11 protein-coding genes and 1 riboswitch are annotated in these 12918 nt (G+C 60.5%); of the genes, 6 read left to right on the top strand and 5 right to left on the bottom strand.

Annotated features, from left to right (window positions below):
- Positions 1-15: 15 nt before the first annotated feature.
- Positions 16-118, top strand: a riboswitch (S-adenosyl-L-homocysteine riboswitch).
- A gap of 23 nt (positions 119-141) precedes the next feature.
- From ahcY to AC1DVH_RS02345, 4 genes are all read left to right on the top strand, one after another.
- A complete protein-coding gene (ahcY, locus tag AC1DVH_RS02330; protein WP_218431184.1) occupies positions 142-1551 on the top strand; it encodes an adenosylhomocysteinase in 1410 nt (469 codons plus the stop codon).
- Between the two features lie 157 nt (positions 1552-1708).
- A complete protein-coding gene (metF, locus tag AC1DVH_RS02335; protein ID WP_477752471.1) occupies positions 1709-2554 on the top strand; it encodes a methylenetetrahydrofolate reductase [NAD(P)H] in 846 nt (281 codons plus the stop codon).
- A 214-nt stretch (positions 2555-2768) separates the two neighbouring features.
- Positions 2769-3584 carry a substrate-binding periplasmic protein gene (locus tag AC1DVH_RS02340; RefSeq protein WP_477752472.1) on the top strand — a complete coding sequence of 272 codons (816 nt, stop codon included), beginning with the start codon at positions 2769-2771 and terminating at the stop codon, positions 3582-3584.
- Between the two features lie 223 nt (positions 3585-3807).
- Positions 3808-5676 carry a DEAD/DEAH box helicase gene (locus AC1DVH_RS02345; protein WP_477752473.1) on the top strand — a complete coding sequence of 623 codons (1869 nt, stop codon included), beginning with the start codon at positions 3808-3810 and terminating at the stop codon, positions 5674-5676.
- 192 nt (positions 5677-5868) lie between these two features.
- Here AC1DVH_RS02345 and AC1DVH_RS02350 read toward each other — a convergent pair whose 3' ends face one another.
- The 3 genes from AC1DVH_RS02350 to AC1DVH_RS02360 form a co-directional block, all read right to left on the bottom strand.
- Positions 5869-6462: a YceI family protein gene (locus tag AC1DVH_RS02350; RefSeq protein WP_477752508.1), complete on the bottom strand. Its 594-nt coding sequence runs from the start codon at positions 6460-6462 to the stop codon at positions 5869-5871.
- Between the two features lie 35 nt (positions 6463-6497).
- Complete coding sequence (locus tag AC1DVH_RS02355; RefSeq protein ID WP_477752474.1) at positions 6498-7049, bottom strand: cytochrome b; 552 nt, start codon at positions 7047-7049, stop codon at positions 6498-6500.
- A 265-nt stretch (positions 7050-7314) separates the two neighbouring features.
- The gene (locus AC1DVH_RS02360) at positions 7315-9066 is read right to left on the bottom strand and encodes a flavin monoamine oxidase family protein (protein WP_477752475.1); all 1752 of its coding nucleotides are present in this window, start codon (positions 9064-9066) and stop codon (positions 7315-7317) included.
- 223 nt (positions 9067-9289) lie between these two features.
- Between AC1DVH_RS02360 and AC1DVH_RS02365 the strand changes: the two genes are divergently transcribed.
- Together AC1DVH_RS02365 and AC1DVH_RS02370 are read left to right on the top strand one after the other, a co-directional pair.
- Positions 9290-10696 carry an adenosylmethionine--8-amino-7-oxononanoate transaminase gene (locus AC1DVH_RS02365; protein WP_477752476.1) on the top strand — a complete coding sequence of 469 codons (1407 nt, stop codon included), beginning with the start codon at positions 9290-9292 and terminating at the stop codon, positions 10694-10696.
- Positions 10697-10845: 149 nt separating this feature from the next.
- Positions 10846-11565 carry a 16S rRNA (uracil(1498)-N(3))-methyltransferase gene (locus AC1DVH_RS02370; protein WP_477752477.1) on the top strand — a complete coding sequence of 240 codons (720 nt, stop codon included), beginning with the start codon at positions 10846-10848 and terminating at the stop codon, positions 11563-11565.
- A gap of 59 nt (positions 11566-11624) precedes the next feature.
- Here AC1DVH_RS02370 and AC1DVH_RS02375 read toward each other — a convergent pair whose 3' ends face one another.
- Entirely contained in the window at positions 11625-12527 is a 903-nt protein-coding gene (locus AC1DVH_RS02375) for a transporter substrate-binding domain-containing protein (RefSeq protein WP_477752478.1), read from the bottom strand.
- A 29-nt stretch (positions 12528-12556) separates the two neighbouring features.
- The gene (locus AC1DVH_RS02380; RefSeq protein WP_477752479.1) at positions 12557-12907 is read right to left on the bottom strand and encodes a RidA family protein; all 351 of its coding nucleotides are present in this window, start codon (positions 12905-12907) and stop codon (positions 12557-12559) included.
- Positions 12908-12918: the final 11 nt, after the last annotated feature.

Here is a 12918-nt window from a genome sequence, read left to right on the forward strand (position 1 = left end):
CCGTTTTCCCGCCACCTGTCCGAGGGGCGCTGCAGCAGGTTCGACCTGTCAGGCTCGGATGGGGCGTTGCCAGGCCTTGATCGGCCCGACACTAAACGCACAACGGCGCCCATTCGCATACATTACGAATGGAGGCTCTTCATGAGCGCTGTTATCACGCCTGCAGATTTTACCGATTACAAAGTCGCCGATATGTCCCTGGCTGCCTGGGGCCGTCGCGAAACCATCATCGCTGAATCCGAAATGCCAGCCCTGATGGGTCTGCGTCGCAAGTACTCCGAAGAGCAACCGCTCAAGGGCGCGAAGATTCTCGGCTGCATCCACATGACCATTCAGACTGCCGTGCTGATCGAAACCCTGGTTGCCCTGGGTGCCGAAGTACGCTGGTCGTCCTGCAACATTTTCTCGACTCAGGACCAGGCCGCCGCTTCCATCGCCGCTGCCGGAATCCCGGTTTTCGCCTGGAAAGGTGAAACCGAACAAGAGTACGAGTGGTGCCTGGAGCAAACCATCCTCAAGGATGGCCAGCCATGGGACGCCAACATGATCCTCGACGACGGCGGCGACCTGACCGAGCTGCTGCACAAGAAGTACCCACAGGTTCTCGATCGCGTCCACGGCGTGACCGAAGAAACCACCACCGGCGTTCACCGCCTGCTGGACATGCTGGCCAAGGGCGAGCTGAAAATCCCGGCCATCAACGTCAACGACTCGGTGACCAAGAGCAAGAACGACAACAAGTACGGCTGCCGTCACAGCCTGAACGATGCGATCAAGCGCGGCACCGACCACCTGCTGTCCGGCAAGCAAGCGCTGGTCATCGGCTACGGCGACGTGGGCAAGGGTTCCGCTCAGTCCCTGCGTCAGGAAGGCATGATCGTCAAGGTTTCCGAAGTCGACCCGATCTGCGCCATGCAAGCCTGCATGGACGGTTTCGAAGTGGTTTCGCCATTCATCGACGGTATCAACAACGGTACTGAAGCAAGCATCGACAAGGCATTGCTGGGCAAGATCGACCTGATCGTGACCACCACCGGCAACGTCAATGTTTGCGATTCGAACATGCTCAAAGCCCTGAAGAAGCGTGCCGTTGTCTGCAACATCGGTCACTTCGACAACGAAATCGACACCGCTTTCATGCGCAAGAACTGGGCATGGGAAGAAGTGAAGCCGCAGGTTCACAAGATCCACCGTACCGGCGCTGGCGATTTCGACCCACAGAACGACGACTACCTGATCCTGCTGGCCGAAGGCCGCCTGGTTAACCTGGGCAACGCAACCGGCCACCCGAGCCGCATCATGGACGGTTCGTTCGCCAACCAGGTTCTGGCGCAGATCTTCCTGTTCGGCCAGAAGTACGCCGACCTGTCGCCAGCCCAGCAAGCCGAGCGCCTGACCGTTGAAGTACTGCCGAAGAAACTCGACGAAGAAGTGGCCCTGGAAATGGTCCGTGGCTTCGGCGGCGTCGTGACTCAACTGACCAAGACCCAGGCCGACTACATCGGCGTGACCGTCGAAGGTCCGTTCAAGCCGCACGCTTACCGCTACTGATCGGCCGGCTCTTCCTGTGTAGGAGCGAGCTTGCTCGCGATGGACGTTAACGAAAACGCGCGCTATCTGGCTAAACGCGTTGCCCTGACGTTTTTCGCGAGCAAGCTCGCTCCTACAGGGGCCTGCGTCCGCCTTACGCGTTTTCAAGGGTATTCCCATGTCCCAAGATCGTCGCTACAGCTTCGAGTTCTTCCCTACGAAGACCGATGCTGGGCAAGAAAAGCTGCTCGCCACTGCTCGCCAGTTGGCCACCTACAACCCCGATTTCTTCTCCTGCACCTACGGCGCCGGCGGTTCGACCCGTGATCGCACGCTGAACACCGTGTTGCAGCTAGAAAGCGAAGTCAAAATCCCTGCCGCTCCGCATCTGTCTTGCGTGGGCGATAGCAAAGCTGACCTGCGCGGCCTGCTGGCCCAGTACAAGGCCGCCGGCATCAAGCGTATCGTCGCTCTGCGCGGTGACCTGCCTTCGGGCATGGGCATGGCCAGCGGTGAATTGCGCCACGCCAACGACCTGGTTGAATTCATTCGTGAAGAAACCGGTGATCATTTCCACATCGAAGTCGCCGCTTACCCGGAAATGCATCCGCAAGCGCGCAATTTCGAAGACGATGTTGCCAACTTCGTGCGCAAGGCCAACGCTGGCGCCGACAGTGCGATCACCCAGTACTTCTTCAACGCCGACTGCTACTTCTACTTCGTGGAACGTGTGCGAGCGCTGGGTGTGAACATCCCGATCGTGCCGGGCATCATGCCGATCACCAACTACAGCAAGCTGGCGCGCTTCTCCGATGCCTGCGGTGCGGAAATCCCGCGCTGGATCCGCAAGCAACTGGAAGCCTACGGCGACGACACCCAGAGCATTCAGCGCTTTGGTGAACAGGTCATCACCGAAATGTGCGAACAACTGCTGCAGGGCGGCGCTCCAGGGCTGCACTTCTACACATTGAACCAGGCTGAAGCGAGCCTGGCGGTGTGGAATAACCTGAAGTTGCCACGTTGAGGCAGCTACAAGCTGCAAGTTGAACGCTACAAGCAAGATCAAAAGATCGCAGCCTTCGGCATCTCCTACCCCGGAATGTGTATTCCCTGTAGGAACTGTCGCACGCTGCGATCTTTTGCTTTCAGCGCACTATTAATGTGCAGCAATCCACGGAGTTAGAGCATCTGCAGTGAGTTTCTGGCTCTTTCCGGTTTCTCGTCGTAATCTCAAACCCATGCCTTTGATCACGCAATTAATCGCCATGCTTGTCTTCACTTGCCTGAGCTTCGCCGCTCGGGGCGAGAAGCTGCGCATTGTCACGGAGCCGTGGGCGCCTTATGTGTACGAAGACAACGGCAAATCACTGGGCCTGGACTACGAAACCACCGCCATTGTCTTCAAGCGCCTGGGCATCGAAGTGGAGTGGCAGTTCCTGCCATGGAAACGCTGCCTGTCGATGCTTGAAACCGGGCAGGCCGACGGCGCGCTGGACATCTTTCACAGCGTCGAACGTGATGCGACCCTGCTCTACCCCGGCGAACCACTGTCTGAAGTCCAGTTCGTGATGTTCTACGCCAATGAACGGCCCCATCCGTTTCGCACCCTCGATGACTTGCAAGGCCTGACCATCGGCACCTCGCCGGGTTACCTGTACAGCAAGGACTTCAGCGATTCGACGCTGTTCACCCGCGAGCCGGCTCCCACCCATGAAGCCAACTTCGGCAAACTGGTACGCGGGCGGATTGACCTGCTGATCACCGACCGCCGGGTTGGCCAGCATTTGCTCGACGAGCTGGGCATCCGCGACAAGATCACCGAAAACCCCACGATCATCAGCCAGCAAAGCCAGTTTCTCGCGGTACGTCGCAATGCGGGCATGGATCTGCTGGTGCAGCGTTTCGGCGCCGAACTCAAACGTTTCAAACGCGAGCCTGCCTACGCTGAACTGAGTGCGCGCTACGGCGCGGAACCGGCAGCCAACGTGAAGACTGAAAAGACCACGGCCGCCACGGAAAAAACCGTTGAGCAGCAGGAAAGCGGCGCGCAGTGATTGCTCTGTTATACTCCGGCCTTCCCGCCAGGCTCACGCCCGGACGCTCGGAATCGTTCAAGGCATCTCAACCCCGCTACTGCGCAGCTTTCAGCCCGCGCGAGCGCTTGCAGACGAGCCTTCGAGACCCAGCAGGACCGGACGGGATTGCGTCCTCTTAAACGCCATTCGCGCCAGGCAAGACTCCCATTGGGCCAAGCCCTAACTTAAAACAGGATTACTCATGTCCTTTGCTTCCCTCGGTCTCTCCGAGGCTTTAGTCCGCGCCATCGAGGCAGCGGGCTATACCGAGCCTACTCCGGTGCAACAGCGGGCCATTCCCGCCGTGTTGCAAGGTCGCGACCTGATGGTCGCGGCACAGACAGGTACTGGTAAAACCGGCGGTTTCGCCCTTCCGATCCTGGAGCGGTTGTTCCCCAACGGTCACCCGGACAAATCCCAGCGTCACGGCCCGCGCCAGCCGCGCGTACTGGTCCTGACCCCGACTCGCGAACTCGCGGCGCAAGTGCATGAAAGCTTCAAGGTCTATGCCCGTGACCTGAAGTTCGTCAGCGCCTGCATCTTCGGCGGTGTTGGCATGAACCCGCAGGTTCAGGCCATGTCCCGTGGCGTAGACGTGCTGGTGGCCTGCCCTGGCCGCCTGCTCGACTTGGCCGGCCAAGGCAGCGTCGATCTGTCCCACGTGGAAATCCTCGTGCTGGACGAAGCCGACCGCATGCTCGACATGGGCTTCGTCCATGACGTGAAGAAGGTCCTGGCCCGTCTGCCGGCCAAACGCCAGAATCTGCTGTTCTCGGCGACCTTCTCCAAGGACATCACCGACCTCGCCGGCAAACTGCTGCACAACCCGGAACGCATCGAAGTCACGCCGCCGAACACCACGGTCGAGCGCATCGAACAGCGCGTATTCCGCCTGCCAGCCAGCCACAAGCGTTCGCTGCTGGCGCACCTGATCACCGCTGGCGCCTGGGAACAGGTACTGGTGTTCACCCGCACCAAGCACGGCGCCAACCGTCTGGCCGAGTATCTGGACAAGCACGGCCTGAGCGCCGTCGCGATCCACGGCAACAAGAGCCAGAACGCCCGCACCAAAGCCTTGGCCGACTTCAAGGCCGGCACCGTGCGCATCCTGGTGGCCACCGACATCGCCGCCCGCGGCCTGGACATCGACCAGTTGCCACACGTGGTCAACTTCGAACTGCCGAATGTCGATGAAGACTACGTGCACCGCATCGGCCGTACCGGCCGTGCCGGTCGTTCGGGCGAGGCGATTTCGCTGGTAGCCCCGGACGAAGAAAAACTGCTGAAAAGCATCGAACGCATGACCAGGCAGAAAATCGCCGACGGCGACCTGATGGGCTTCGATGCCAGTGCTGTGGAAGCCGAGAAACCTGAAGTGCGCGAGCGTCCGGACATGCGTAACCCACGCAATCCACGTGGCCCGCGCGGCGACGGTCCGAACGGCAGCGGTGGCGGCGGTGGTCGCAAGGACAAAGGCAAGGACAAGGGCAAGGAAAAACCGGCCGGCGAGCGCGGTGAGCGCCCGGCCCGTCAGCAAAAACCACGTGAAGGCACTCCGGCTCGCGAACAGCGTCCGTCGCAGCCTCCTCGTGCCGCCGCTGACCGTGCCCCGGACGAGTTCCTGGACGACGATGTCGATAACTTCGGTAACCGCGTCGACTACGTGCCGCAGCAGAAACCCGCGCAAGGCCGTGGCCGCCGTCCGGGTGCTCCGGCACAAGGCACTGCAGCAGGTTCGGGCGCTCCACGTTCCGGCAAGCCACAAGGTCGCCAGAGCGGTCCGCGCAACAGCGATGGCGCCAGCACCGGCACCCCACCGGCCAAGCGTAGCGGCCCTCGCAGTGGCGCACCGCGCGACGGCCAGGCCCGCCGCGAAGACTCGCGCAATCGCCGCCCGGCCCGTGACGACCAGCCGCGTTCGGAACCGGCCGTGCAGAACCCGCGCGGCCCCGCGCCGAAGATCATGCACAAGGAGTCCAAGGCTGACCGCTTCCCGACACCAGAGCAACTGGATCAACTGCCAAGCCGTCCTCGTGGTGAGAAACCAGCGCTGCTGACCCGCAATCGCTGAGTTATCGCTGCAATGAAAAATGCCCCTGATCGCGAGATCAGGGGCATTTTTTTATGGCTGATGAAATCCTGTAGGAGCGAGCCTGCTCCGGGCGGCGTTCCGACGATGGTCGTCAACGATAACGCTGGAAGCCTGATGCTCCGCGGCGCTCTCAGGTTTTTCGCGAGCAGGCTCGCTCCTACCGTCTCAGCATTACTTCGCTTTAACACCTTCAAACGTGATGTACAGATCGACCGCGTCGGACTGTGGGCCCAAGTCCATCATCTTGCCGAAATCGGAACGCTTGATGCTGGTAGTGCCCTCGAAGCCTGCACGGTAGCCGCCCCATGGATCCTTGCCTTCACCCAGGAAAGTGGCCTTGATCACGACTGGCTTGGTTACGCCATCAATAGTCAGGTCGCCGGCCACGTCGGCCGTGTCTTTGCCAGCGGCGTTTTTACCGGTGGCTTTAACGCTGGTGGACACGAACGTGGCCTTAGGGAAATCAGCCACTTTCAGGAAGTCTTTGCTGGAGACGTGCTTGTCACGTTCGGCGTTGTTGGTGAAAACGCTGGCGGTGTTCACGTTGAACTCGATCTTGCTGTCTTCAGGCTTGGCAGCGTCGAAGCTGAACTTGCCGTCCATGGTCTTGAAGGTACCGGTGATGAAGCTGTAGCCCAGGTGGCTGATCTTGAAGTTGACGAAGGCGTGCTGGCCTGTTGTGTCTACTACGTAGTCAGCAGCCATCACATTAGCGGACAGCAGGGCCGAACCGATTGCCAGAGCGGCGAGAGTCTTTTTCAACAACATGCTTTGTTTTCCTTGGGAGTCGAGGTTGAACTTCAGGCTTTGCGACCCAGCATTCGCTTGAGGGTCACATCACGGTCGATAAAGTGGTGCTTCAATGCTGCCAACGCATGGAGGCCGGAAAAAATTACCAGCACCCACGCCAGGTAGAGGTGAATCGCACCGGCGTTATCTGCCTGGTCCGGCAGTCCGGAAACCAGGGCAGGCACTTCAAACCAGTCAAACACCGGAATCCCGGCACCTTCTGCGGTGGAAATCATATAACCGGCAATCATCACAGCGAACAGACAGAGATACAGAAAGGCATGGCCGAACATGGCACCCAGACGCGTCATGCGGCTATAGCTGGCCAGGGTTGGCGGCGGCGGGCTGATGAAACGCCACAATACCCGCAGCACCATGACGCCCAGCAAGATCAAACCGATGCTCTTGTGCAGATCCGGCCCGGTCTTGCGCCAAGGGTCGTAATAGCCGAGCCCGACCATCCACAGCCCGAGGGCGAACAAACCGAACACGGCCAGTGCCACGCCCCAGTGCATGAAGATGCTGACCCAGCCGTAGCGGGAGGTCGAGTTACGTAGCTGCATTGCCTAGATCCCTGTAAGTGCTGGCCCAAGACTATCGAGTTATCTATCGAATTAAAGCCGAAAATTTCGCTTTGAAATATCGAGAAATACGATCAAGAGTCTGAAACAGGCGAGTTAAGGAAAGATTAAAGTCGAAAGTGTTAGAAAAAATGAATACAAACCGAAGAACACCTGTACCAAATGTTTTATTCGATTTTTGACCCCGGCTTTCTTCAGGCAAAAAAAACGCGGCATTTACGCCGCGTTCTTTTTGTCCCAGGGCTTACTACGCCTTGGCATCCATTGCCGGAGTCGCCGCAGGTTTAGCTGCTGGCTTCTTCACCGGCTCGGTTTTCTTGGCCGGTGCCTTGACCGGGGCTTTTTTCGCCTCAGTCTTGGCAGCCGGTTTTGCCGGAGCCTTTTTGGCCGGCTCGGTTTTTACCGGGGTCGCAGGCTTCGGTGCTTCCACCGGGGCCGGTGCGACCGCCGGGGCTGGCACCGGAGCAGGCGCTGGCGGTGCAACCGGCTCAGGTGCCTTGACCAGCTCTGGCTTCTTCTCGTCATCGGAGCCGCCGAACAGATTGCTGAAGAAATTGCCTTTCTTCGCCGCCACCGCACCAGCGCCCGCCGCAGCGGCGGCCGGGACCACTTTCGTCGGTTCGAACGACTTGCCCGCCGCCAGGTCTTCAACCTGGCTGGCTGCACGCTGACCAGTGCGCAGCGCGCCTTCCAGGGTGCCCGGGTACAGGGTGTCGGTGTGTTCGCCAGCGAAGGTTACGCGCTGAATCGGGCGTTCCCACAGGCGCCAGAACTTGCTGATCTGGCCCGGACCGAAGGCCAGGTAGGCGCCGCCAGTCGACGGATCGGTGCTGTAGCGACGGAGTTCATAACCAGTGAACGAACCGCGAGCCTGCGGATAGAACGCATGCAGGCGAATCAACACCTGATCGACCATCTGCTTGTCGCCGAACGCCTGCATCACTCGCGCATTGTCGCCGGACAGGTTGATCACCACATTGGCACCGCCCTTCAGGGCAGGCTCGATCCACAACATGCCCAGGCCGGTGTTGCTGTAGATCTCGCCAGACATGCGCGCCTTGGATTCCCACACCGGCGTCTTGAACTTCAGCATGATCTGGTCGCGCCATCCGTAGTTGGTGCCCTTGATCGCCGCCAGGTGCTGGGCGTCCAGCGCCGGGGTCATCTGGATCTTGTCCAGGGCACGCAGTGGCACGGCCAGCACGACGTAGTCAGCCTGATAGCTGACGCTGTCGACTTTGACGTTCACGCCGTCCTTGTCCTGAGTGATTGACGAGACCCGGGAATTGGTCTTGATGGTTTTCAGCTGCTTGACCAGGGCCTGGGCCAGCACCGGACTGCCACCGACCAGGCGCGAAGCCCGCAGGTCACGATCGGAGACGCCTCGGTAAACGCGGCTCTGCTGCGCGAAGTACAGCAGCGACAAGCGCGAAGGTTCGTCGTAGCGGGTACGGATCTGCTGGTTGATCAACTGCCGGGCGGTGGCCGGCAGGTTCTGCTTGTCGAGCCAGCTCGACACGTTGATCTGATCCAGCGCATACAGCGTGTTGTTGGCGGCCGGGTTCTGCGGGTCGTCGATCGAGCGCGCCAGATCGTCCACGGTCTTGTCGAAGCGCTTGAGCGCCTCGGCGGTGGCCGGTTGTTTGGTCGCCAGGTCGGCGGCGGAGAAATACTCACCATCGATCAAATAGCCTGGGGTCCGCACGAATTCAGGGGCCGGCGTGGTGCTCAGCTTGAAGTTCGATACGTATTTGTTCAGCACCGGTTGGACCTTGTCGTTGCCGATCCACTCGCTGGTGGCCATGCCGGAACGGCCGCCCAGGCTCGACTTGGCTTCCAGCAGGGTGACCTGCCAGCCCTTGTTCTGCAGCTCGTACGCAGCAGTCAGGCCCGACAGGCCGCCGCCGATCACGATCGCGGTTTTATCCTTGGCCAGCGCAGACACGCTGAACAGCCCCAACATCACCAGCGCACAGGCGCGCAGCCAACCGACAGACATTCAGCGAACTCCGGAATCACACGAGGAAAACAGCAGTTTTTGCGAGCCAGACGGCTCAAGAACCGCGAAGGATACGTCAGCCTTCAGACGCCCGCCAGCAACGTCTATCGGCCTGTAGAAAGTAGCTCATTCGACACAATGGGTTGTCCCCGTGGCACGCATTGCATAGGCTTGCGCGATTGTTTGTCCGCGCTGGTCACGGACCGCCTCCAGGAGAGTGAAAATGGGCCTCAATAATCAGTGGATGCAACGCGATCTCGCCGTGTTGTGGCATCCCTGCACCCAGATGAAAGATCACGAACAACTGCCACTGATCCCGATCAAGCGCGGGGAAGGCGTGTGGCTGGAAGACTTCGAAGGCAAACGCTACCTCGATGCGGTCAGCTCCTGGTGGGTCAATGTATTCGGGCACTCTAACCCGCGGATCAACCAGCGCATCAAGGACCAGGTCGATCAGCTCGAACATGTGATCCTCGCCGGTTTCAGCCATCAACCGGTGATCGAACTGTCCGAGCGCCTGGTGAAGATGACGCCGGAAGGCCTGACCCGGTGCTTCTACGCCGATAACGGTTCGTCCTGCATCGAAGTCGCGCTGAAAATGAGCTTTCACTACTGGCTCAACCGCGGTACGCCTGCCAAGAAGCGCTTCGTCACCCTGACTAACAGCTACCACGGCGAAACCATGGCGGCGATGTCGGTGGGCGACGTGCCGCTGTTCACCGAGACCTACAAAGCGCTGTTGATGGACACCATCAAGGTGCCGAGCCCGGATTGCTACCTGCGGCCCGAGGGCATGAGCTGGGAAGAGCATTCGCGCAATATGTTCGCCGCGATGGAACAGACCCTGGCCGAGCACCACGACACAGTTGCGGCGGTGATCGTCGAGCCGCTGATCCAGGGCGCCGGCGGCATGCGCATGTATCACCCGGTCTACCTCAAGCTGCTGCGAGAAGCTTGCGACCGCTACGGCGTGCACCTGATCCACGACGAAATCGCCGTCGGCTTCGGCCGCACCGGGACGATGTTCGCCTGCGAACAGGCCGGCATCCGCCCTGACTTCCTCTGTCTGTCCAAGGCCCTGACCGGCGGCTATCTGCCGCTGGCGGCGTGCATGACCACCGACGAGGTCTACAGCGCCTTCTACGACGACTACCCGACCCTGCGCGCCTTCCTGCACTCCCACAGCTACACCGGCAACCCGCTGGCGTGCGCGGCGGCCCTGGCGACCCTGGACATCTTCGAAGAAGACAATGTCATCGAGAACAACAAGGCCCTGGCGCAGCGCATGGCTTCGTCGACGGCGCATCTGGTCGACCACCCGAACGTGTCCGAAGTGCGCCAGACCGGCATGGTGCTGGCCATCGAAATGGTCAAGGACAAGGCCAGCAAAGAGGCTTACCCATGGCAGGAACGTCGCGGCCTGAAGGTGTTCCAGCACGCCCTGGAGCGCGGTGCTTTACTGCGTCCACTGGGTAGCGTGGTGTATTTCCTGCCGCCGTATGTGATTACCCCGGAGCAGATCGACTTCCTCGCCGAAGTGGCCAGCGAAGGGATCGACATTGCGACCCGTGACAGCGTCAGCGTGGCGGTGCAGAAGGACTTCCATCCGGGGTTCCGTGATCCGGGTTGATGATGCGGTCAATGTGGGAGCGAGCTTGCTCGCGATAGCGGTCTTTCAGCCACCATCAATGGTGAATGTCAGATCGTCATCGCGAGCAAGCTCGCTCCCACAGAAGTCCCCACCGATCAATGACCAACACCCTTTTTCAGAGACCCAGCATGAGACTGTCCCGCTTCTTCATCGACGCCCCCTTGAGCATCGGCGAGCACGAGTTGCCCGAAGCCCAGGCCCATTACATCAGCCGCGTGCTGCGCATGGCCGAGGGTGATGCGTTGCAGTTGTTCGACGGCTCGGGCCAGGAGTTTCGCGCCACACTGGTCGAAGTCGGCAAAAAGCGCGTCGTGGTGCAGATCGATGAAAGCTTCGCCGGGCAGGTCGAGTCGCCGCTGCAAATCCATCTCGGCCAAGGCCTGTCCCGGGGCGAGCGCATGGACTGGGCAATTCAGAAAGCCACGGAACTGGGCGTCACTGAAATCACCCCGATCTTCACCGAACGCTGCGAAGTCCGGCTCAAGGACGAGCGCGCCGACAAGCGCCTGCTGCATTGGCGCCAGGTGGCGATCAGCGCTTGCGAACAGTGCGGTCGCTCGCGAGTACCGGTGATTCATCCGCCATTGTTGCTGGCTGACTGGATGAAGCAAACGCAAGCCGAGTTGAAACTGGTGCTGCACCCGGTGGCCGAACCGCTGGTGAGCCATGCCAAGCCTTCAAGTCTGGCATTCCTGATCGGTCCGGAGGGTGGTTTGTCCGATGCCGAAGTCGATCAGGCCAAGGCCGGCGGCTTCCATGCCGCCCGCCTCGGTCCACGGGTGCTGCGCACCGAAACCGCGCCGGTTGTCGCACTGGCGGTGGCCCAGCAACTGTGGGGTGATTTCTAAAAAAGATCGCAGCCTGCGGCAGCTCCTACAGGCTGCCGCAGGCTGCGATCTTTTGTATTTTACTGCACCGGATCACTCACCGGTTTGGCAATGATCGCCTTGAGTTCGCTGGTCATCGGGAACTCGAGGTTCAAGCCCTTCGGCGGGATCGGTTGCTCGAACCAGCGTTTGTAGATGCCGTTGATCTCGCCCGAGCTGTACAGATCCGCCAACGCACCGTTGACCAGCGCCAGGAACTGCGGGTCGTCCTTGCGCACCATGCAACTGTAGATCTCACGCGATTGCTCCTCCCCGACTACCGCCCACTTGTGCGGGTCTTGAGCCTTGGCGCGCTCGCCGTAGAGCAGCGCGTCGTCCATGTAGAACGCCACCGCCCGGCCTGATTGCAGCATCTGGAAGGCTTCGCCGTGGTCCTTGGCGCTGATCACGAACATGTCGATCTTGTGATCGACGTTGTAGCTTTTCAGGAAGCGCTCGTTGGTGGTGCCGGCGGTGGTCACCACGTTCTTGCCGCGCAGGTCAGCGAAGCTCTTGATCCCGCTGTCCTTCGCCGTCAGCAACTGGCCTTTGACGTAGATGAAGCCATAGGAGAAAGCCACCTGTTTCTGCCGTTCGGCGGTCACGCCGGTGGAGCCGCACTCCAGGTCCACGGTGCCGTTCTGCACCAGTGGAATGCGGGTCTGCGAGGTCACCAGGTTGTAGTTCACCTTCAAGTCTGGCAGTGCCAGTTGCTGCTGGATGCGCTCGACGATCTTGCCCGCCAGATCCACCGAGTAACCCATCGGCTTGCCGCTATGATCACCCACGTAGGAGAACGGCACCGAAGCATCGCGATAGCCCAGGGTGATGCTGTTGGCGCTGGCGATCTTGCTCAGGGTGCCGGTCAGCGGCGCTTCATTGGCCTGAACCTGACTGCCGAGCAACAGGCCAAGCGTACAAGCGAGCAACGTGATTTTTTGCATTGTTATTCTCCGTTGTGGGTGTTGGTTTATCAGACGCGTGCAGCGATGACGGTGATTTCCACCAGCACCTGCGGACGGGCCAGTTCGGCCTGCACGGTGGTGCGGCTCGGCGCCTGCCCCGGCGACAGCCAGGCCGACCAGACCTCGTTCATCGCGGCGAAATCCTCGGTGATGTTCTTCAGGTAAATGGTCGCGCTGAGCAGATGATCCTTGTCGCTGCCCAGTTCGGCCAGCAAGGTATCAATTTTCGCCAGCACTTCGCGGGTCTGGCCGCTGGCATCCAGGGCATCGCCCGGCACCTGCCCGGAGAGAAACACCAGGTCGCCAAAGGTCACGGCGCCAGACAGGCGCGGGTTGCTGTGCAGTCGGGTAATGGTCATCGCAGTGTCCT

The organism is Pseudomonas sp. P4_C3, from assembly GCF_056402075.1.

Bases quoted from the DNA above. Each gene is read 5' to 3' on its own strand.
- AC1DVH_RS02365 (WP_477752476.1), top strand. From the start codon at position 9,290: ATGGGCCTCAATAATCAGTGGATGCAACGCGATCTCGCCGTGTTGTGG.
- AC1DVH_RS02375 (WP_477752478.1), bottom strand. From the start codon at position 12,527: ATGCAAAAAATCACGTTGCTCGCTTGTACGCTTGGCCTGTTGCTCGGC.
- AC1DVH_RS02340 (WP_477752472.1), top strand. From the start codon at position 2,769: ATGCCTTTGATCACGCAATTAATCGCCATGCTTGTCTTCACTTGCCTG.
- AC1DVH_RS02345 (WP_477752473.1), top strand. From the start codon at position 3,808: ATGTCCTTTGCTTCCCTCGGTCTCTCCGAGGCTTTAGTCCGCGCCATC.
- AC1DVH_RS02380 (WP_477752479.1), bottom strand. From the start codon at position 12,907: ATGACCATTACCCGACTGCACAGCAACCCGCGCCTGTCTGGCGCCGTG.
- metF (WP_477752471.1), top strand. From the start codon at position 1,709: ATGTCCCAAGATCGTCGCTACAGCTTCGAGTTCTTCCCTACGAAGACC.
- ahcY (WP_218431184.1), top strand. From the start codon at position 142: ATGAGCGCTGTTATCACGCCTGCAGATTTTACCGATTACAAAGTCGCC.
- AC1DVH_RS02370 (WP_477752477.1), top strand. From the start codon at position 10,846: ATGAGACTGTCCCGCTTCTTCATCGACGCCCCCTTGAGCATCGGCGAG.
- AC1DVH_RS02360 (WP_477752475.1), bottom strand. From the start codon at position 9,066: ATGTCTGTCGGTTGGCTGCGCGCCTGTGCGCTGGTGATGTTGGGGCTG.
- AC1DVH_RS02355 (WP_477752474.1), bottom strand. From the start codon at position 7,049: ATGCAGCTACGTAACTCGACCTCCCGCTACGGCTGGGTCAGCATCTTC.